Origin of the sequence: Sphingobacterium sp. BIGb0116, from assembly GCF_024808035.1 — a bacterium.
GTDB classification, from domain to species: domain Bacteria; phylum Bacteroidota; class Bacteroidia; order Sphingobacteriales; family Sphingobacteriaceae; genus Sphingobacterium; species Sphingobacterium paramultivorum.
In genome coordinates, this window is record NZ_JANUDT010000007.1 from 51,370 (window position 1) to 72,732 (window position 21,363).

Sequence of the window (21,363 nt, forward strand, 5' to 3'; positions counted from 1 at the left end):
TTATCTTGACAACATTTTATAAACCTCTGTCCCCCCCAATAAAAAACAACCCAAACCGTAATCTTCAAAATCCGGTTGACTTGAAAAACTGACGGGCTGACCATCCTTAGGTTCTTTCCCTGTTCCTTGTAAATAGCCCAAAAACCCAGAAGGGTGTACCGCTTCTGCTAGCATTGCTTTCCATGCCTTTTCTACAACAGGGCGATATATTTTAGCATCCAGGAAACCATTATTGATACCCCAGGCCATACCATAGACAAATAATGCTGTCCCTGAGGTTTCCCGTCCGCCAAAATTATTGGGATCATGCAGGCTAACATTCCAAAATCCATCTTGTCTTTGGATAGGAACAAGTGCTTCCATCAATGCCTTATAATCCGCTACATATTCTGCTCGATGTACTTCGTTTTCCGGAATTAAAGATAGTACCCTCACTAAAGCTGCTACCACCCATCCATTACCGCGTGACCAATAGCAGTCCTCACCATTTGGTTCTTTGTAGGGAGGAACAAAATCTTTATCGCGCCACCAAAGTTTATCGGTCTGATTATATAGGCCTCCACCTTCCTGCGTTTTTGAATGATGATACATTTTATACATGTAATCAAAGTAAGTTTGATCCTTCGTCATTACACCCAGTTTGGCATAAATTGGCATGGCCATTTGTATGGCATCAATCCAAGTCCAATCGTCTACTTTTCCAGATTTGATAATATAATCTATATTGGCTTTAATCTTTTGGATACGCTCAGGCTTTGCTTCAATCTCATAGAGATCCAGGTAGGTTTGCCCACAAGCCTGGTCATCGGCATTTCGAGTTTCTAAACCGTTGCGCATCCCCCAATCATGTTTATTTCCCCAATCCACTGCATAATTGTAGTATTCGTTGTTTTTATCAATCTGATAAAGTGCCATGAGCCCTTCGTAATAAACGGCCCGGGTCCAGATGTTGCTCGGCCGCCAACGGTTGGTGTAGATCGGTTTCCCTGTGTCTGTCCATTTGTTCATGAAATAACGATTGGTCAACTGCAACGATTGGAGTACATCTACAGCAGATAATTCCTGCTTCTGTTCGACAACTTTCTTCGTCGATGAACATGCTGAAAGGAAAAATGCAATCAATAAAGTGGTCGTATAAGTATTAAATATTTTCATGTTTTTCTTTATATAATTATTCATAACGGGAATTCCTTTTTTTTCTGAAAGTGTCTGATCTTATTGGCCAGAGAGAACCTTCTTTTGCTTTCACTGCTGTTGGTGTCTGCGAAATCATGAAGGTTTTTGAGCGAGCTGCTCGTAGGGTATCACACCAACCCTTTTCGCCCAGTTTTCATAGATCTGAACCATTTCTCGGTATATTTTCGGAAAAGAGGCTGATAAGTCTACTGTTTCACTTCTATCTTTTTCTATATCATATAAATACCACCTATTTTCAGGATAGGAAGAGACCAATTTCCATTTTCCTTTGCGCACAGCTTTGTTACCTTCGTGCTCAAAACAAATTTCCCTATCCATATCCTTCTGTTGCTCATTCCATAGCGGAAGCAAGGAGGCCCCTTCCATCGGTTTAATCGTATTACCGGCATAATTTTTAGGATAGTTTGCTCCCGACCATTGTGCTAAGGTTGGCATGATATCGATCAAATGGGCTGGCCTATCAAACTGTTTTCCTTGAGGCAGAAACTTGGGGCCATATGCGATAAAACTGGTTGCATTGCCACCCTCAAACTCCCAATGCTTGAACTTTTTGAAAGGGGTATTGCTCACTGCAGCGCCTTCGATTCCATAAGCTGTAAAAGAACGTGGATGACTAGCAGGAAATTCATTCGCAGCTCTAATTTCTGCCGTAAATCCCGCATTGGTTATTGTCTCATTGCTCGCCCCGTTATCAGAGAGAAAAATGAAAACAGTGTTGTCCAACTGCCCTTTTGATTGGAGATAATCAACCAGTCGGCCAACATTCTGATCCAATTCGTCTACCATCGCCGCGTAGACAGCCATCTTTTCATCCCATTTTACTTTTTCTTCCCAGCTGCAATCATTCCAATTTCGCAAGGTGGTATCCATTGGAGACAATTTGGTCGTTGGTGGCACTATCCCTAACTGCTGCTGTTTTTGAAAACGCTTTTCACGGATAGCCTCCCAGCCTTCCATATATTTACCCCGATACTTTGCAATATCCTGCGGTTTGGCATGTATAGGCCAGTGGGGCGCCTGAAAAGCGAGGTATAGAAAAAAAGGATCCTCTTTTTTCGTTTCCAAATGCTCGCCAATGAAAGCCATCGCATAATCCGTATAGGCATCCGAGCTATAGTAATCTTTTGGCGGAACGATCGTCTCATTGTCTAAAGCTATCGTCAATGTTTGTTTGGGACGATAAGGCCGGTTTTCAAAGTAGCTGTTTGCTCCATCAATTAGCCCATAGTAGCGCTGAAATCCACGCTGCCGAGGCCAATTTTCTTTTTCCTGTCCAACATGCCATTTCCCAGCCATATAAGTTCCATAACCTGCGCTTTTCAATAGTTCGGCCAATGTGACCGAGTTTCTATTTAAATAGCCCTGATAGGCAGGAAAAGGACGCTTGTTCATCATATCGCCCACACCTGCCTGATGCGGATACAATCCGGTCAATAGAGAAGCACGTGATGGACAACAACGCGAAGCATTATAAAAGTTAGTCATCTTAATACCATCCTTTGCCATTTTATCCAAATGTGGGGTCTGAATTTCGGAACCAAAACAACCTAAATCAGCATAGCCCATGTCATCGGCCAGAATCAACACAATATTGGGCCGTTGCTGTGCACGGACTGTAAATACTGTGAGCAGAAAGAAGATCGTCAGCGGAAAGGTAGATTTTATCATACTACATAAATTTCTTTAGTCCGATTTTGGTTTGTGCTTTCAATTGTTCAGCAACGAGTTTAGCATTTAGCAAAGCACCTGCTTTAATTGTGTGGGTCGCATCTTTAGGATCAAAAAATTCTGTTTCTACTTTCTTTTTCCCCAATGTTTCATACTGGGCTATCACTTGATCCTGCAAGGGGATAAAAAACGCATTAGCCTGTTGTGCAGCTTCTTTTGCCCATGTTGCATAATCCGATTTACGCACTTGGTTTCCTTCCCAGGCATTGCGCGGAATAGGTGAACAAATAATTGCTGTGGCTCCTTTGTCTTGAATATTTTTCACAAATCGACGTAAGTAAAAACCATAACTATAGACAACTTCATGTTGCTTCAGCAATGGATTATACACTTCTTGGTAATCGTCGCCATTTCCTTTTATCGTTCCACGAGCACGTAACGTATCCACAATAGGACTTGAATCATTATGTCCAAATTGCATAAGGACAAAATCGCCCGGCTGTATGCTATCCAGTACCCTCTGCCAAAGCTTTGGATTGTTATAAAATGTCCGGGTACTTGTTCCCCCCAAAGCACGATTCTTGACATTGATCTTATCCAATGTAAAATACTGACCGATCAAACTTCCCCAGCCCCACTGTCCATTGGCCCCATTTCCCTGTCCGTTTTTTACGGTGGAATCACCAATAATAAATAAGGTCGGTTTATGCTGTTTTTCCAAAAAAGACATACTGATTACAGCGAAAAGGACCGCAGCCCAAGGCAACAATTTCAATTTCATCTTCGTTTTTATTTAATGTATTGTACTAATTGGCTTTTAATCCTCCGAAATCCTTCGATAACAGACAATGCATTTTCTCTTGCTCCAGCTTTATTCGTATGCGTATGGTCACCTGGAAAATAATTGGATTTTACCCGTTCAGCACCAAGCTGATCATATTTATCTGCGGTAATACTATTCAGATCCAAAAAAGGAACGCCCTGTTCTTCTGCAATCTGCCTAGCCCACAAGCCAAAGTCGTTGTCGGCTCGTTTCACCTTACCTTGATTATCCCATTGGTTGCGCGGAATCATGGATAACAAAATTGGTGTTACCCCCTTTTTCTTTGCTTCAATCACAAAACGACGCAGGTTTTCACCGTAAGTGTGCACGGTCTCCTTCTTTCCATTTCCCCAATCCAGCACAACGGAGTCCTGACCAATACCCCGCAGCACACCCCGATAGCCTTGTTTGCTGGTATCGGGCTTACTGCCCTCGTTATGGCCAAACTGAATCAATAAAAAATCTCCCGGCTTGAACAAAGAATCAACTTTTGCCCATCTTCCTTCTTTGACAAATGTTCGTGTACTACGCCCCGCCATCGCATGATTGTCTACACGGATTCGTGTCGTATCCAATAATTCAGGAAGCAGGGTACCCCAGCCCCAATATTCCTTATTGCTGTTCTTAACGGTCGAATCACCGATAAGATAAATCGTAGGTCTATCTTGCTGTTTTGCAAAGGATATCAAAAGAACGGCTGTCAGTGCCATCCCTATCCATTTTATTGTATGCTTCATTTGCTAACTTATCTATTTCTTTTAGTCAAAAAATCCAAATCGCGCTTCCAAATTTCTATTTTTTACGGGCATACTTAACCAGCTGAATGTTCGGCTTGACCGGACGATCCATACCTGCCCCCAGATAATACCCCGTATGTGGTGGTTGATTGTAAGCCACATTCTGCCATGCTATGCTCAAGCGATACTGTGGATCATGCATCAACGTATATACCCTTTGCGTTGTAGGGATCGTTGTTGTATAGATACGTAGGCTTTGGTTGTCATCTGCACGTAGGATCAATTCTTCACGCCAATCGCCAAAGATATCCGCGCTCAGGTTAGGTGTACTTTTAGTTCCATTGATCGATGATGCTCCAATCCCCGTAAAGATTCGTTCTATTTTCCCATTTTTATATTTTTCAATATAGTTACTGTTTAAAAGTTCCCGGCTCAAATCAGCATCCCACCAAATCAAAAAATTGGTCGATCTCGGAGCCGGCCCTACACGATTACCTTTGGTATCGTACATATCTCTAGATCCCAGCCACCACAGATACGCCCCTTTATGATCGGGATCTATATTTGCAGCAACACCGCGGGGAATATCTTGGTCTATTGCACTTTTAAACAATATTGCGCCAGTTTTGGCATCCAATAAAGCCACGCCGGTCCCTTTCCGCCCTCCTTTCAGTTCATGTATTCCAAAGATCTCCAGGCCGGGTCTTTCAGGATCTAGGTCACCGACATGCAGCGCATCACCATGTCCCAGTCCTGTACTGTATAGACCTTTGCCATTATCATCAATAACCATCGAACCAAATACAATTTCATCTTTGCCATCCTGGTCAACATCCGCGACCGTAAGATTATGATATCCCTGTCCGGAATAAGGATCTTTACGAACTTTGCTATCAAATACCCAGCGGTTCACTAATTTTTTATCTTTAAAGTCCCACGCTGCCAGAGCTGTCCGTTCATAATATCCCCGCGTCATCACAACACTTGGATGTACACCATCCAAATAGGCTACACAAGCTAAAAATCGATCGCTGCGATTAGCATTTGTATCTCCCCATGAATTTAGCTCTCCACGTTCTGGTAGATAATCTACAGAGCTTAGGGCTTTGCCCGTCAATCCATCAAATACGGTTAAATATTCAGGTCCTTTCAATATGCGACCAACAGTCCGCGAATTTAATACGGTATCACGCCAATCGGCCTGGGCATCACCAATGACATTTCCCAGTCCATCTTTCGTACCGTCGGCCGTTTTGCAGACCAGCTCCGCACGGCCGTCACTATCGAGGTCGTATACCATAAATTGGGTATAATGTGCTCCTTCCCGGATATTTTTACCCAAATTGATTTCCCAGAGAAAAGTACCATCTAGTTTATATGCCTGAAAAATAGGTTCCGAAGTAATCCCATTGTGTGCGTTGTCATGTCCAACACCCGTCTGATGAACAATCAGTTCGTAAGTCCCGTCGCCATCCAAATCACCTACAGAAATATCACCAGGAGTGTACCCTTTGGGAGTACGTAAAGGAATATTTAAGTATTGCTGTACTTTTTGATCTTTCGATAAGGTCAATTTAGCGACTTCTTTTTCTTTACCTCCGGTTACTATATCCAAAATGTAAGTAACATCTTGATTCAAATCGACATGATCGTCCAAAAAATTAGTCCCTTTGGTCAAAGGTGAAGTATTTAGTTTTTTCTGCTTGCCATTCCCTTCCTTTCTATAAATTGCAAAGGCCGTATCAAAATCGTCAGTGCCAAGCAAACGCCAGCTTAAAAAAACAGCGTTGTCCGTCGTTTTTACACCCACCATCCCCCGATCCAAAAACTCCATTTTACGTTGGCCTGAAACGGCTAGGGAACCGATCAGTGCCCCAGTCAAAAGAATAAGTTTTGTCTTCATAATTCAAGGTCTAAGCCACAGCAATATGCTGGTACATATTATTATTGCTTTTTATTATTAACAGTTACATTATTTAGGACAAAGTTTTTAATATATTCCCTGTGAATCGCTGGATCTTTGGCTGCACGCACGTGCATATTTTGAAATGTAAAATCCGACAGCACATATTGTTCCGAATTGAGGACATCGAATAAGATGTCGCAATCCAGATCTATATTGCGTAGGACAATATTTCTTGCATAGGACATTTTAATATCTTTCTCGCCCTTCAAATCAAAAAATTGGGTCCAAGGTTTAATAAACAACATGCTATTGACATTTCCCTTTACATTTTCGATCAAAATGTTTTCATATTCTTGTGGCGTATCCGGCCGCATCTTTAACTGCAACAGCTTGCGTGCTTTATCTAAGGTATTGTTCCTAAAAATCACATTATAACTATGGATAGATTCACTACCGCAAGTCAGTGCGCTATGACAAAATCCAAAGAAACAATTCTCAATAATAATATTTGAATTAGGTCCATTATTAGGATCTTTGTCGGACTTAGGCCCTTTACCACCTTTTAATGCAATCGCATCATCGTTAACGGATAAGTAACAATCCTTAATCAACACATTACGGCAGACATCCAAATCGATCGCATCTGAACTAGGCGCTTTCACAGGTTCCTTGGGCGCCGAAATGTGCAAACCGATCAATTTGAGATTTTCACATTTATAATAATGTGAGGTCCAAAACGGTGAATTGATCAAACGAATGCCCGAAATTTGTACGTCCTTGCTATTGGAAACATAAAGTAAGCGTGGGCGCATCTCGTCCATATTTGTGCATTGTGGATTAAACTGTCTTCGAAGCCAAAAAGATCGCCAGTAGCGCAACCCGTTTCCATCGAGTGTGCCTTTACCCGAAATTGTAAATCCATCCACCTGATCCGCATTTACAAGCGCCAAAAAATATTTCACTGTCTGACCTTCCATTCGAGTCTCCGCTAGCGCAAAATCTGCGATATCATCACTTCCTTTTAACACAGCCCCTTCTTCCAAGTGCAAGTGTGTCTTTGGTTTAAAAAATAATGAACCACTCAGATAGATCCCTTTAGGTACGACGACGACACCGCCTCCACTTTCATATGCTTTATCAATTGCTTGTTGGATTTTGGCAGTTTGTACGATGGTGCTATCTGCGACCACACCAAAATCCGTGATGAGAAATTTCTTTCCGAGCGTTCCGATCTCAGTCGATTTTACAGTCTCGAACCATTTTGAGATTGCTGTTCCGTCCGGAAACTTTCCTTGCGCATGTGCATTGGACAAAATCGCAATTGATGTGAGTAGATATAAAAATCGAAAGAATTTTTTCATCATATTTAGTTTTTTTAAGTCTTGTTTCCCCGCTTGTCTACAGCTTAATTAAAAAGTGTAGACAATGCCTTCGAATTGATTAGCGTATTTAAGGATGCTTAAACTAGTAGCTAGTTTTAAAAGTATCAACATTTTTAACAAGAGCCGTCCTGTAGTATCCTGAACAAACCAGACAGTACAGTCAGAAAGTGCTCGTTTTCATGTATAATAAGGTTAAAAACAGGGATTCAACGTCATTCGTAATATATTTGTTATAGAATTCTCAACCCCAACCCCACACCAACTTATGACCAACTCCTAACTGTAACCACGTTGAGTGCACAGTGAGTCCACGTTGAGTCCACCTTTTGGATGTTGATTCACCATGCTCTCACCTTTTTAACAATCCGCTTGCAGTCAGGAGTTGATATGGATTTGGTGATACCTTATCCTTAAGAAAATATATCCAAACCACCTTGTACTGTCCTGCTTGGTAAAATTAGGTTCCCCCTTGATTGTTCCTTATTTTTAGTCTTTATTGTTTTTAACCAATTGCTTAGGACCTCCTGATGAAAAATAAACTGGATATTCCATATAGCCTTAAAAAACACAAACCGAGCTTGCGTGCTCACGAAATAATTATTAACATGAAATATAAATCAATCTTCACCCTTATTTTACTATCGATCGCTTTTACTCGATTGAGCGTCGCGCAGATCAGCAAAATCAACCAAGACGATATTAAAATCAAAGCTCCTTTTGAAATCCCAGTATTTAAGGTCCCAAATTTCGAGCATTGTAAAAACTACGATATCCGCGATTTTGGTGCACGTCAGGGTGACAAGGAAAGTACTACCGCAGCAATTGCGAAGGCCATTGCGCTAGCGACAACATCGGGTGGCAATATCATTATTCCTCCAGGTGAATGGTTAACAAAGGCAATACACCTAAAGAGCAATGTCAACTTACATGTCAGTGCAGGAGCAACACTATTTTTTTCGGGCGACCCGAAAGACTATTTACCTGCTGTTCACAGTAGTTGGGAAGGGCTGGAGTGCTATAATTATTCGCCATTGATCTATGCATACGAAGCGACAAATGTTGCCATTACCGGTAAGGGAACCATAAAAGCAGATCTGACTGTTTGGGAGAAATGGTTTCCGAGACCAAAGCCGCACATGGAAAGCATCAAAAATCTCTATAATTGGGCACAAGAAGGGATGCCTGTGGAACAGCGTATCATGGTCAACGACACATCTAACCTTAGACCTCAGTTTATTCAATTTAACCGTTGCCAACATGTGAGAGTCGAAGATATCAAGATCCGAAACAGTCCTTTTTGGACCTTGCATCTCTACCTAACGAAAGATGCGCTTATCCGTAGCATCGACATCTACGCCCATGGGCATAACAATGATGGAATTGACCCAGAAATGAGTCAGAATGTATTGATTGAAAATTGTGTATTTGACCAAGGGGATGATGCTATTGCCTTGAAGTCCGGTAGAAATCCCGAAGGCTGGCGGTTGAAAACGCCAACAAAGAATATTGTGATCCGCAATTGTGAGATCCGTGACGGTCATCAGCTCCTTGCCGTTGGGAGTGAACTCTCGGGAGGGATTGAAAATATTTACGTAAACAATTGCACGGTACTGCCGAATGAGAAGCTCATGCATCTACTTTTCATCAAAACCAATGAACGTATGGGCGGTTACGTTAAAAACATTTATTTTTCAAATATCAAAGCCCAAAACGTAAAGGAAGGTATACTTGGAATAGATACGGATGTGCTCTATCAATGGCGCAACCTGGTACCAACCAAAGTAAAAAAACTGACTCCAATAACGAATGTCTATCTTTCCCACATTAAAGCTGAAGTAGGGCAGTTTGTCTCGAAGATCAATGGCAATCCCGAACTTCCAATTCAGACCGTACAATTGAAGGATGTACATCTTAAAAAAACAACATCAACCGCTATTCAAAATAAATACGTCAATGATTTTTCCTACACGAATAGCGATAAAAGTGAATAAAGCACAACCTTTTGGGGTTCAAGAAACCTAAATAAGCATTATTGAAAAGAATACATACTATTAGGGTTACACCATAAAAAAGGGCTTTTCTATTAACATAGAAAAGCCCTTTTTTATGCATTATTCTTTTAATCTGTCAATACATTAACCTTAGGCATCACAAATTGTGTGTTTTCTTTTTCGCCTTTTGGGGTTCCAAAGTAAAAATAGAGTGTCCGGTTAATCCTTTTATCCATTTGATTAAGCTCACCCGCGGGTCCATTCACGGCAGCATTTCCATTAATTCCCAATGCCAGTTTTGTTCCAATAGGGGGAATAGCATCTAAAAAGGAAATATCTCCAGACGGCAATTGCGGATATCCTTTAGGACCGGAAATTCCGTAAAACTCGAACAATCGCACAAATAAATCTTCCTGATCTGTTGCGACCAAAAACTTGCCTTGCACTGTATTGAATTGTACCCAGCTAACATCGGAGAAGTAGCCTTTAAATTCAGGAAATGCCCATGGACCAATACCGGCTTTTCCATCATTGTACATTTTTTCCCATGTATTTAGGGTGACACCTTGCATCCTATTCTTCCATACGCGATACGGCCCATTACCGAGCCATTTGGCCCCAATAATATAGTTTTCAGGAAAGTTGAAGCTTACTCCGGCATAAGGCACCGTTTTTTTCATATTGTAAGCATAATCAAGTTTCAACCAGCCGTCTGGCCGCATCGTCCAACGGATAAAGCTTAGATTGCCATCAAACATAAACTCAACAACTTCATTTTTTCCATCCTGCCAACGTTTAGCACTTTTCAGCTCCGACTGTCCATCAATAAGCACCGGGCCATTATTAAAAGCTAATTTCATGCTATAATCATTGGCCAGATCAACCAATAATCCTGTTTTTTTGGAGATAAAAGCTGTTATTCCGTTTGCCTTGAGGATATAATTCACACTGTCCTCTTTCGCTTCAACATCGGTCGAAGATTTTAAAGGTAGAATTTCAGCTGTAAGAACCTGATTGGATTTTACACGCCATGTCCAAGTATAAATTTCCTCCCCATGTGGGTCAGTTGCCGTCAATATTAGCGCATCATACTGTTTCCAGTCTGCAGGCAAATTCAATTGCACGTTTCCTTTTTGAGTCGGAGCCAATACAGGACTACTTATCTTTAGATTCAACACTGAGTCCACCCCCGCTTCTTCGGCATAGGGCTGTTTATAAGTAATCAATTTACCCTCAAACCTGCAATCTTTTAGGTCGGTAAAGTGATAACGATTTTCCACCGGAATAGTTCCATTGAAGTCGGCAGGTAATTTCTTCATCGTAATATGCACAGGTGAATAGATTTCCCGAATGGCATAAAAACTTCCCTCTTTTTCGCGATGTGGCCCAAGGATTCCATCGGGGGCATTTACGCGGTTGACATCAATCACATTGTTGAAATCTGTACGTACGATACCTTCATCTGCAAAATCCCAAATAAATCCGCCTGCACCTAATTTGGCATTCCAGTGCAACTCCCATATATCTGCTAATCCTGCTGCGGCGCCGCCATCGTCCTGTGCATGGAGAAATTCAGTCGGCATGTAAATGTTTGGCCCTTCCAGAATTTTTTTTGTTGAATAAAAGTCTTCATAATGGTTGCAATCGATTCCATTGATGGCGTTCCCAGGTCTATGATGTGCATGGATTACCGTTCTTGCCGAAAGATCATATTTTTTATACTCATCAACAAGTTCTTTATTATGCCCGCCTTCATTGCCATTGCTCCAAAGTATAATGGAAGGATGATTGGCATCTCGAATAACCATTTCTCGCACTAGCTTTTTACCCACAACGGTGCTATATGCCTTCTGCCATCCGGCCAATTCATCCAAAACATATAATCCCAATGAATCGCAATAGGCCAAAAACGATCTATCTGGCGGATAATGTGAACAGCGTACCGCATTCATGTTCATTTCTTTGATCAGTTTAACATCATTCAGATCCAATTGTGCGTTCACAGATCGTCCAGTTTCGGGCCACCATACATGACGGTTGACACCTTTCATCTTCACTTTTACACCATTGACATAGATACCATCTCCTTCTCGAACTTCGATCGTCCTGAAACCAAAACGATCTTGAGATTGATATCCTTTATTCTTCCCATCCCATAGGGTGTACGTGACCTGATACAAGTTTGGCGTCTCCGCTGTCCACAATAACGGTTTTTCCACTTTCATTTCGATCAATTTTACCGAATCTTTCGCCATAATCGGGAACTTCTGAGTTGCGATCACGTTGCCCTTCAAATCTTTGATCTCCACCTGTAGATTAGTGGCTTTAGATAAGCTTTCTAAATGCACGTTGCTTCGAAAAGTTCCATCTGCTTTTGCGTCGATAGCTGTCCAGCTGATATGCTCTTGTGGTGTCGCCTCGAGGTATACGGGTCTATAAATACCGCCTAAAATCCAATAATCTGCAAGGCGCTCGGCATTGTTAACAGATTTATCAGAAGACATTTTTGATACAGTCGCTTCCAATATATTGGCCTTGTCAAAGCTGATCTTGTCGGTGACATCGTACTTAAACTGATAGAATGCACCTTGGTGGATATCTCCAGCTAGTTTACCGTTGATCTTAACTTCAGTATCTGTCATCGAACCTTCAAACACAAGGCTTATTTTTTTACCTTTCCAGTTTTTTGGAACAGTAAATTGATGCCGATACAAACCTTTCTCATCGTAAAAGATGAAATTCTTGCCATAGGTCACATAGTCCCGACCATAGTTATAAGCCCCAAATCCCTGTTGTTCCCAATGACTGGGAACTGCAATCTTATCCCATTTTCCAGCCTTACGTCCCCCAGTTACCCAGAAGTCCCAATTGACCGTATGAACGTTGTCCGTTCCTGAGAGATAGTGTATTTCCTTCATCGTTTGTGCTGAGGCAATATTTGCCATTATAACGTATATCAAAGTAAAGAAGGCAATTCGAATTTTAAGCATAGGTTTATTCATTGAATTAGCAAACCTCTAAAATAAAAAGTTCAGGACACTTAAGCATCCTGAACTTACCTGAATGGTTTTATTCACCAACATTTTATTTAGGCATACCATACTGTTCAGACAGAACAGCACAGGATGACAAATCACTTCAATATACTTAAACTTGCCTTACTAAATTGGCTATTCCCAAATTTAGGTGGTAAGTACGTAAATTATAATTTAGATGAAACCAAATGAGTTTTATCAAAGGAACGCCAACAAAATAGTATCATATTTTTTATCATAAATTTAGGATTAATTGGTTATTTTAAAGGTTTTCATTCTCCCCGTTTGAAAACCTTTTTTTATAACAATCACTTCTATTAAGATGGCAACAGTATTATAATTTGATCATTACAAAAGCGTGAATATTTCGAAAGAAAGATCTCAGAAATACACTACTCCGTTCTAAAAGGTAAAGTAGGCAAGCCTTCCTTATTAAAAAAATTAGCGCACGTTTTCCAAATAAAACACACTAAAATAAAGTTTCAGGGACTATACATAGGATTATCAGTTTGCTTTTAACAGATTTGATAAAACCGTTTGATTTATCGTAAAAGCTGTTCCATGACGTACTCCCTTCGGAAAGCTCACCAGATCGGAGACATCTTCCCAGTTGACGCCGTCTTTGCTTCGTACAGCTCCATATTTGTGGTCGCGGTATTTATCAAAATATACATATATATACTCCCCAACCTGCAGCGGAGCAGGCCCCTCCGCCCAATAATTTCCTGTAATCGGCTTAGAGACAGTCGTCGGAAATCCTTTCGCTAAACGCTTTGTTGTTGTGATCCGAATATTTTTCTCAGGTGGGTTAGAATTTTCATTTTTCAACACCATCATGTATTCCTTATTGCCTTTTTGTATAATGGCCGCATCGATGACACTAAATTCGGGATCAAAATATAACTTGGTTTTTGAAAAACGTTTAAAATCCTTTGTCGTGACGTTATACATCCGATGGTTTAAGCCTTTCTCACTGTCGCTGGTCTGTACCTCTTTATGTCGACCAGGGATCGTCGTGGCCCAAATGATATAATATTCCTTCGTCGCCTTGTCGTAAAAAAGCTCCGGAGCCCATGCATTTTTCGCATCAGGTTCATCTACCATTACTGGAATTTCTTTTTGTTCGGTCCAATGTACAAGATCTTTGGAAGAAGAATATCCGATAATTTTATCCCACCAACCCGTTGTCCATACAAGGTGAAAGGTTCCATCCGGCCCTTGGCAAATACTGGGATCACGCATCAGCCTATCTTTTCCTACCGTTGGTACTAAGAAAGCTTTTCCCTGATTCAAGGGTTCCCATTTCAGTCCATCCAAACTATAAGCAAGATGCAGTCCGTCAGCACCATTACCTATAAAATAAGAGAAAAGGTAGACAGAAGATTGTGCCTTAACGAGGCAAGTTAAAATAACGAGGAGCGTGACTAGAAATTGTTTTTTCATTTTTATAATCTTATGAATAAGTCTATAACGAATTTCCATTATAGAGCAGGAAACGAATACTTTAATCCAAATATAGTGTTACTTCATCGACCACTACGCCCTCATCAAGCGCTTTGATACGCAATATGTCCTGTTGCAATGAAGCAACCTTAAATTTAATCGTTCGAATGGCCTGGTTGCGCAAGACATTCTCTTTCCACTCCTCACTTCGTCCAATTGTTTTATAAGAAATGGCAGGCGAATGCTGTTGCCCCAAGGAAACTTCAAAACGCAAATCATCTGAAGAGACCGGGTGTGTAGGCAGCAAGTGGACGACAATGGTAACAGAATCGCCTTTGAGCCCTTTGAGCGGATAACTGGCTTCTACATCCAATGGGATAGCTCCGGCCTGCCCTTCATACCCCAAACCTTCATATCCTATTGAGCCTTTTAGATCTCTACCAGGAATCCGCTTGACGGGCTGATCATTATTGGCCAGTGGAGCAACTGCTTTCCCTTCTATAATCTTATCGAAAACAGCAAGGTTTCTGGGTTTATAATCCATTATCCCCTTCCACTTTCCTTTATTCAAGGCATTGTATTGCGCAGTTAAGGAAACGATTTTATCATACGCATCGTGGCTTTTTTGCCATTCAGCTTTGCCATGACGTGCCAACTGCGCATAAAGGTGCTTTTCATTCATCTTTGCCGCTGCAACAACCGGATACAGCACTAATTCAAAATATGCATCCTTGCGATCCAACGGGACTGAAGCCTCAATTGCGGTGGCTGCATCTTGAATATGTTTATACTGCACCAATCGCTTTTTAATCTGCTGTTCGGACCAAGGTAGGTCTTTCACAATTTTATAGGCTGGATCTTTTTCTTCCGTACGTGTATTTCCCATAAACTCAGGTTTTCGAATATGAGCCAACCGATAATGTTCCTGCATAATCGGCACGATCTTCTTCGCCAAACGATGTCCAAATTCCCGTTGCAAAAATTGATTCAGATGCTGGTAGATGCCTATTTTCTGTACCTGGTCCATATCCCAGGCCATGTCCATCAGGAGTTCAATCTGATATTCAGCAGGCTTAATATCCCCAACATTGACAATCCACATTTTTTTAACATCATGTTGATAAGCTGTATTAAGCTGCTGGTAAATCAGCGCCGGACTCATGGTCGACAACCAAAGATAATCATGTGGTCGTCCCCAATAGGAAACATGATAATACAGTCCATTACCACCCGATCTTTTTCTTTCTATCGGATTTGGGAAGTGGGTGATATAACCATAATTATCGTCACACCACATCAGTGTTGTATAGTCAGGAAGATCCATACCGGCCCTATACACGTCCAATACCTCTTTATAGGGGATAACAACCTGAGGAATCTGCGCGGGGTCTGCATTGACATATTTTTTCAACAGACCCGTTTGATCTTTAATGACCTTATTGATCGCATCTTTATAGGCTTCAGTTGTTTTGACGCCTTCCATTGCTCCATCGTGTTTCCCGCGCATACCCAGTGTAAATATGTTATGGGATTGCCCCAGTGTTTTGAGTCGATTGGACCAATAATCAACAATCTCATTTTTATTTGTCAAATAATTATAGGGCCCCCGACCTACGATATCCCATTCCGTCGCACTGTTTCGAGCGAGGGGTTCACAATGAGATGAGCCGATATATATTCCATATTTTTCGGCCATTTCGCGATTTCCCTGGACAAAATAGAAAGGAACAGTTACTTCATGCATTGCTGGCCAAATTGAATTAGCCCGCAGCCTTAATAACAGCTCAAAAATACGTGCATAGGTCTTAGGCCCTATCGTCGCCATTTTTTTTGTTTTGGCTGGATCAATTCCTGCATCTAACTTTGCTTTGGGTTCATAGGTTTTGCTGCTCCAAGGTGTCAATCCCCAGTCCTCATCATTTAAAAAAATTCCCCGGAATTGCACTTTAGGAAATTGCTTGTCTTCAAAATCGACGGCCAGAGAAATTGTTGATTTTTTAAGGGGAACCACATCTGCCCACCAACTCCATGGAGAAACGCCCAATTTTCGCGAAATTTCCATCACTCCATATGCCGTACCTCTAGCATCAGATCCTATCACTAAAAGTGTCGGTACTTTTTCTATCGGAAGCACCTTCAAACAAAACATTTCCCATTGACCTTCCATTTCAGGAAGACGGATATGATAATCTTTTATCAATTTGCCAATTATTGGATCATGCAATTCTCCAACGATAATCCCCCCAGGATCAGCATTGTCGATTCGTTTAAAAGCAGATTGACCAACTTGTTGTGCATCTGCATCCAAAAGTTCCAAAGCGGTTTCAATGATAGGATTTCTTCCACCATAATAAACATCCGCAGCCCGATTATTTTTGATCAGATTGAAGCCTGAGCCGGCAAACAAGGGCACAATTGTCAAACAGAGGTTTATAAAAACTAAAATAGACTTCTTCTGCAAAGCTGGATATATCATATGAATTGAATGAGGCTATTTCGCACCCGACTGAATTCGGATGACAGTTAACGAATAAGGCGGTAATTGTTGGCTTTTAAGCTTGTCAACGGAAACGGTCTTTTCTTCGGGTTTTACCGTTTTACTGTCCAATTTCCCCGTCAACTGAGCGACAAGAGCTGTATCACCCTTCAAATTGAGTTGATCCAATTCCAGTTGTATATTGACCGCAACTGGCAAAATATTAACCAGTTTTACAATGAGCGATTGATCTTTCGGATCTTTAACAATAGAAAATGCCACACGCTTCTGTACCTCAACGTCAGCATTAGCATAAACTGCTTCTACTGGAATATATTCGGTTCCGTTATTACGCCCAAATAATTGCTGTACATAATAGGATGGTGTTAAATTTATATCGGTATTGGAGAAATAAATAAGATCGGGGCGCCATTGCGTATAGCCATCTTTGGCCAACAATGGCGCATAAGAGGCCATCTTAACAACGTCACCATTTCTTTCCAATGCCGTGAGATATGCCGCTTCAGCCAATGCAACTTCCAAGGTACTCGCTCGCCCATGAATATGGGCAGCGTATTCGCCCAAATACACCTGTGATTTGCTGCGATCATATTTATCATAGAAGTCTTGATTATGAATAAACCAGCCCGGTGTCTGATAATAGTGTTCGTCCATAATGGGTACATTCAATTTATTAGCGATTTTCCAGCCCTCTACATAGTCGGTTCCTTCAAAAAATGGCCCTGCCGTTCCAATAACCTGTATTTCGGGATATTTTGCACGGATAGCGTTATAGATCATGGTAAAACGCTCCTCAAAAACATTCGATATTAAATCTTCGTTACCAACACCAATGTATTTTAGATGAAATGGCTCGGCGTGCCCCGCGGCAGCACGTACCTTTCCCCAGGTACTATTTTTATCGCCATTGGCCCATTCAATCAGATTCAGTACTTCCTGGATGTAGTCATCCATATCTTCCATTGGGATACCACATTGTTGTCCACCCAATGGGTGACCATGAGCACCCGAATTTTGGCAGGGTACACCAGCCGCCACTACAGGAACAGCATAGGCACCGATGTCTTCACAAAATTGAAAATACTCGTAATACCCCAAGCCCACGGTTTGATGATATCCCCACATGTTACGCTGTGGCATACGGCTTTCCAGCGGCCCTACAGTATTAGACCAATGGTAGATATTTTCAATTCCATCCCCATGTGCTAAACAGCCACCCGGAAAACGGACAAAACGGGGATTCAATGCAGCTATAGCCTCGGCCAGATCCTTCCGTAATCCATTTTTTCTCCCTTTAAATGTATGCTGAGGGAATAAAGAAATCAGATCCAAATCCAATTGTTGTCGGTCTGTAAATACAAATTCCAATACGGCATCCTTACAGGTTTCATTGGATGTCAATACCAATTGATATTTTTTCCAGTTTTTACTGTCAACAATTACGGATTTCTCATCGAGGATTTTTCCGTCTTTTGTACTTATCCGGATCTTTAGTTTAGGTACTTTACCAACAGTGCCCCTTCCGAAAAACGAAAGATCATAGCGTTCGTTCTTATTTAAGGCAATGCCATCGTAGCCTATATTTCTGAGGATGCCTTCACCTTGCAATCTCGCATAATGTTTATTATTAGGATGAATTGGATTGATGCTGTCAATATGAAATTGTCCCGAGCCATCCATACGCCAAGCAGTTTTCGCGTTCCAATTTTTATCACGGCCTTGTTTATCACTCAATTTATATTCAAAGTCTCTATTTTGAATCAATTCTGCATAAAGACCTCCGTCTGCGGCATAATTAATATCTTCAAAAAAAACACCCACCAACATATCACTGATGGACTTCGTTTGCCCTACCTTCGGCGTTAATTTGACATCCAATGGCTTTAGGCCAGGGAAGCGGGCGTCATCGTCAACGCTTCGTTCGGACCATTGTTTTTGCTTAAGCAGCGCGAGATCATAATGCTTGATTAATTCTTTAATAACAGACCATGAAACTTTCAACTTGGTTCCACGTAAACTTTCGCCATTCATGGAGATATTATCACGAGTCAATAAACTGTTTTTTACAAAAGATACCACTGATTTATCCAAATCATTTAATGCAATAAAATAATCTTGTCTGCCCCAATTGAAAAAATCGGATGTAAAAGTATATGCATAAGGACCGTCACTTTCAGTACTTAATTGCCACGCACAGGACCAGCCGCCTCCAGTTCGTGGAAACAATACAGGATTTATCATCCGTTTTTCTGATCCCCAGCGTCCATAATCTGACTTTACAAAGGCAAGTTCTGTCCCGATGGAGTTCCATTGCTTACCATCCAAACTCCAGGCATATAATAGCCCTTCTCTGCCAGCATTCTTTTCTTTTGTATAAGCAAAGAAATAAGCCGAATCCGGTTCAGAAGTCCTGCTGCTATAGGCATATGCAGGGGTAGTGAAAATCCAAAATAGACAAAAAAAGCAGATCGCTTTTGCCAGAAAAAAATAGTAGATTCTAAATTTTAAAGAAACTCGTTCCATTGGTTATAATTAATCAGAAATACTTATAAATGTAAAAATTACATTTATAAAACACAAATGGCATTATCAAAAGATTACACTGTCATTGACATGTTACGATTACATACTCGTCTCACGATAAATACTCGATTTGAATGAGCTGTTGATAGAGCCTAGAAGTATCTATTACCGCTAACAAGTGGTATGGTATCTCTACACAATGATATTAAACATTTTCGAATTCACTATCCTGCTGTCTCATGGTCAACATCTAAGACAAAGAAAAAGGCCTGCACAAAGCAGACCTTTAACCATTAAATCAATAATCCAAACGTATATCAGGTTTACCGCAATTTAAAAGGTAAATACCAATTTTTCATATCCATCAACTTGCTACGTACTGCGCCAGCTTTCGGGTTATTTGCTTTCAGCAATTTCTCATAGACTTTATCGGCTAGGAAAGCTGGATCGTTACGGCGTTTTGCTATGCGCATCAGATCTGACCAGCGTTCGCCTTCGAAGGCTAACTCAAGTGCAGATTCTTCGACAATCTTATCCTCCAGATCAGCTTGCGGTACACTAAAAGCGGTTATCATGCTTCCGTAACCACTTACTGTCCCCGGACCATATTCAATGCCTGAGAATTGCCAACGCGGCATGGTAGCCCGTCCACGGATCCCCGAATTCCGATACCAAACCCCACGTACGATACTCGCATTGTCGCGTGCGTCAAAATAATAGGGCGAGGATTCGGCAAAAGTGGTCCTATTCGTTGCAAATCCTTCATAAGTTATTTCGGATTCCAATTCGAAAAAATTGCCCGGGGCAATTGTTCCTGCACTCGTAAACGCGCCATAATAAAAGGTACTAATCAGGCCCCAGTTCGCCAATGCATAAGCCAAACGTCCCTGACCATCCCGATTGGCAGCCTCAGCAAAGCGCAAGTGCGCCCCTGCCGCTCGATTGATGTTCCAACGACCGCTTTTATTTAACAAGCTTAATAAATCCCCTGAATTATCCGTGAATTTTGTAATCACTGGATCACCATTCGCAGCAACTTCATAAGATAGCTTACTCCGGGGATCCCAAGGAATACCCGCATTATTGGTCTGTGAATTCCATAAATCAATCACCTTTTGGGAGGGCTTAAGTGCATAGTTACCTGACTTAGAAAATAAATCTATAAAAGGATTTCCAGGGGCAAAAGAGTTGTGATATGGAATTGACCAGTTCCATTCGGAATTCCATTCCCGTACCGTGTTCGATAGCGCAAACATACTTCGCCAGCCTGCTGTTAAGGAATTTACCAAAGATGACCCCTCCTGGGCTCTCGCAAAACTTACATTAAAGTAGCTCCAGCCAATACGGTTGAAATTGAACAGATAATCAATATTACTGTTATTGTCTTCAGCAGACAGCAATCGCTTATAAGTCTTTGCCGCTTCATAATAGTTTCCTTTCCAAAGATAGAGTTCGCCCAGGACATGAGCCTTGCTGATGAACACTTTCTGTGTGCTCGCGCCATCTGTCGTAAAAACCAATGTGCTACCTGTTGGGTAGGCATACGGATCCTGATAAGGCAGGTCTTTTGTGTCACTAATGAGAGAATCAACCAAATTATCGAAAATTGTTTTCGGATAGTTCTCCAAACTTTTAATCTCATCAACACTTTCAATGGTATTTTTGATATAGGGGACATTTCCAAAGTGAATCCCTAATTGTAAATACAACCATGCACGTAGCATAGCGAGGTCAGAATACCGCTGATTGAATTCGGTATTGCTCAACTTACCCTGTCGCTCCATCACCTTGAAGTTCTTCAAGGCATCATTGCAATTGAAGATAATTTTATAAAAAGCAGATGGATCTGCATAAGGATTATCTTCTGCTACTTCATGATTGGAAACTTGTTGCAAATAGGGATTTGCATTTTGTGTGACGTCCATGAGATCGGCCCTTAATTCGTTCAGGACAATATAACGTTCCCCTAACCCAGCTACTTGCCCATAAATCCCAAGCACTACCGCATCAGCATCGGCAAGCGTATTGTACATTTTTGAACTGTCCAATTTATCCTCGGGCAAGAAATCCAACGCTTTCTTACAAGATGTAAAAGATAGGCTACAGGCCAATAAGGCCCAGAGTGAATATTTCGAATATTTTCTGTATGTGATAAACATAG

General features: G+C 41.3%; 12 protein-coding genes. 1 reads left to right on the forward strand and 11 read right to left on the reverse strand.

Translation table 11 applies throughout. The features are described from left to right. The 6 genes from M2419_RS16835 to M2419_RS16860 all read right to left on the reverse strand — a co-directional run bounded on the left by M2419_RS16835 (position 1) and on the right by M2419_RS16860 (position 7,695). A complete protein-coding gene (locus M2419_RS16835) occupies positions 1-1,155 on the reverse strand; it encodes a glycoside hydrolase family 88 protein (RefSeq protein ID WP_259255429.1) in 1,155 nt (384 codons plus the stop codon). 114 nt (positions 1,156-1,269) lie between these two features. Next, the gene (locus M2419_RS16840) at positions 1,270-2,865 is read right to left on the reverse strand and encodes an arylsulfatase (protein ID WP_259255430.1); all 1,596 of its coding nucleotides are present in this window, start codon (positions 2,863-2,865) and stop codon (positions 1,270-1,272) included. A gap of 1 nt (position 2,866) precedes the next feature. Beyond that, positions 2,867-3,646 carry a rhamnogalacturonan acetylesterase gene (locus M2419_RS16845; RefSeq protein WP_259255431.1) on the reverse strand — a complete coding sequence of 260 codons (780 nt, stop codon included), beginning with the start codon at positions 3,644-3,646 and terminating at the stop codon, positions 2,867-2,869. 8 nt (positions 3,647-3,654) lie between these two features. Then, positions 3,655-4,425, reverse strand: coding sequence for a rhamnogalacturonan acetylesterase (locus M2419_RS16850; RefSeq protein WP_159727312.1), 771 nt, complete (start codon positions 4,423-4,425; stop codon positions 3,655-3,657). A gap of 55 nt (positions 4,426-4,480) precedes the next feature. Further along, positions 4,481-6,328: a rhamnogalacturonan lyase gene (locus tag M2419_RS16855; protein WP_259255432.1), complete on the reverse strand. Its 1,848-nt coding sequence runs from the start codon at positions 6,326-6,328 to the stop codon at positions 4,481-4,483. 41 nt (positions 6,329-6,369) lie between these two features. Continuing rightward, positions 6,370-7,695: a glycoside hydrolase family 28 protein gene (locus tag M2419_RS16860; RefSeq protein ID WP_235032762.1), complete on the reverse strand. Its 1,326-nt coding sequence runs from the start codon at positions 7,693-7,695 to the stop codon at positions 6,370-6,372. Between the two features lie 623 nt (positions 7,696-8,318). On the opposite strand from M2419_RS16860, the gene M2419_RS16865 reads away from it, so the two are divergent. Further along, complete coding sequence (locus tag M2419_RS16865) at positions 8,319-9,704, forward strand: glycoside hydrolase family 28 protein (RefSeq protein ID WP_259255433.1); 1,386 nt, start codon at positions 8,319-8,321, stop codon at positions 9,702-9,704. Positions 9,705-9,832: 128 nt separating this feature from the next. Here M2419_RS16865 and M2419_RS16870 read toward each other — a convergent pair whose 3' ends face one another. The 5 genes from M2419_RS16870 to M2419_RS16890 all read right to left on the reverse strand — a co-directional run bounded on the left by M2419_RS16870 (position 9,833) and on the right by M2419_RS16890 (position 21,361). Further along, the gene (locus M2419_RS16870) at positions 9,833-12,649 is read right to left on the reverse strand and encodes a glycoside hydrolase family 2 protein (RefSeq protein WP_259255434.1); all 2,817 of its coding nucleotides are present in this window, start codon (positions 12,647-12,649) and stop codon (positions 9,833-9,835) included. A 594-nt stretch (positions 12,650-13,243) separates the two neighbouring features. After that, positions 13,244-14,182 carry a glycoside hydrolase family 43 protein gene (locus M2419_RS16875; protein WP_153844240.1) on the reverse strand — a complete coding sequence of 313 codons (939 nt, stop codon included), beginning with the start codon at positions 14,180-14,182 and terminating at the stop codon, positions 13,244-13,246. Between the two features lie 61 nt (positions 14,183-14,243). Next, the gene (locus M2419_RS16880; RefSeq protein ID WP_259255435.1) at positions 14,244-16,658 is read right to left on the reverse strand and encodes a glycosyl hydrolase 115 family protein; all 2,415 of its coding nucleotides are present in this window, start codon (positions 16,656-16,658) and stop codon (positions 14,244-14,246) included. Between the two features lie 15 nt (positions 16,659-16,673). Further along, a complete protein-coding gene (locus M2419_RS16885; protein ID WP_259255436.1) occupies positions 16,674-19,202 on the reverse strand; it encodes an alpha-L-arabinofuranosidase C-terminal domain-containing protein in 2,529 nt (842 codons plus the stop codon). 323 nt (positions 19,203-19,525) lie between these two features. Then, the gene (locus tag M2419_RS16890; protein ID WP_259255437.1) at positions 19,526-21,361 is read right to left on the reverse strand and encodes a RagB/SusD family nutrient uptake outer membrane protein; all 1,836 of its coding nucleotides are present in this window, start codon (positions 21,359-21,361) and stop codon (positions 19,526-19,528) included. Positions 21,362-21,363 lie beyond the last annotated feature (2 nt).

What these genes read in the sequence shown, in the direction of transcription:
- M2419_RS16835 (WP_259255429.1), bottom strand. Translation starts at nt 1,155, where the DNA reads ATGAAAATATTTAATACTTATACGACCACTTTATTGATTGCATTTTTC.
- M2419_RS16840 (WP_259255430.1), bottom strand. Translation starts at nt 2,865, where the DNA reads ATGATAAAATCTACCTTTCCGCTGACGATCTTCTTTCTGCTCACAGTA.
- M2419_RS16845 (WP_259255431.1), bottom strand. Translation starts at nt 3,646, where the DNA reads ATGAAATTGAAATTGTTGCCTTGGGCTGCGGTCCTTTTCGCTGTAATC.
- M2419_RS16850 (WP_159727312.1), bottom strand. Translation starts at nt 4,425, where the DNA reads ATGAAGCATACAATAAAATGGATAGGGATGGCACTGACAGCCGTTCTT.
- M2419_RS16855 (WP_259255432.1), bottom strand. Translation starts at nt 6,328, where the DNA reads ATGAAGACAAAACTTATTCTTTTGACTGGGGCACTGATCGGTTCCCTA.
- M2419_RS16860 (WP_235032762.1), bottom strand. Translation starts at nt 7,695, where the DNA reads ATGATGAAAAAATTCTTTCGATTTTTATATCTACTCACATCAATTGCG.
- M2419_RS16865 (WP_259255433.1), top strand. Translation starts at nt 8,319, where the DNA reads ATGAAATATAAATCAATCTTCACCCTTATTTTACTATCGATCGCTTTT.
- M2419_RS16870 (WP_259255434.1), bottom strand. Translation starts at nt 12,649, where the DNA reads ATGGCAAATATTGCCTCAGCACAAACGATGAAGGAAATACACTATCTC.
- M2419_RS16875 (WP_153844240.1), bottom strand. Translation starts at nt 14,182, where the DNA reads ATGAAAAAACAATTTCTAGTCACGCTCCTCGTTATTTTAACTTGCCTC.
- M2419_RS16880 (WP_259255435.1), bottom strand. Translation starts at nt 16,658, where the DNA reads ATGATATATCCAGCTTTGCAGAAGAAGTCTATTTTAGTTTTTATAAAC.
- M2419_RS16885 (WP_259255436.1), bottom strand. Translation starts at nt 19,202, where the DNA reads ATGGAACGAGTTTCTTTAAAATTTAGAATCTACTATTTTTTTCTGGCA.
- M2419_RS16890 (WP_259255437.1), bottom strand. Translation starts at nt 21,361, where the DNA reads ATGTTTATCACATACAGAAAATATTCGAAATATTCACTCTGGGCCTTA.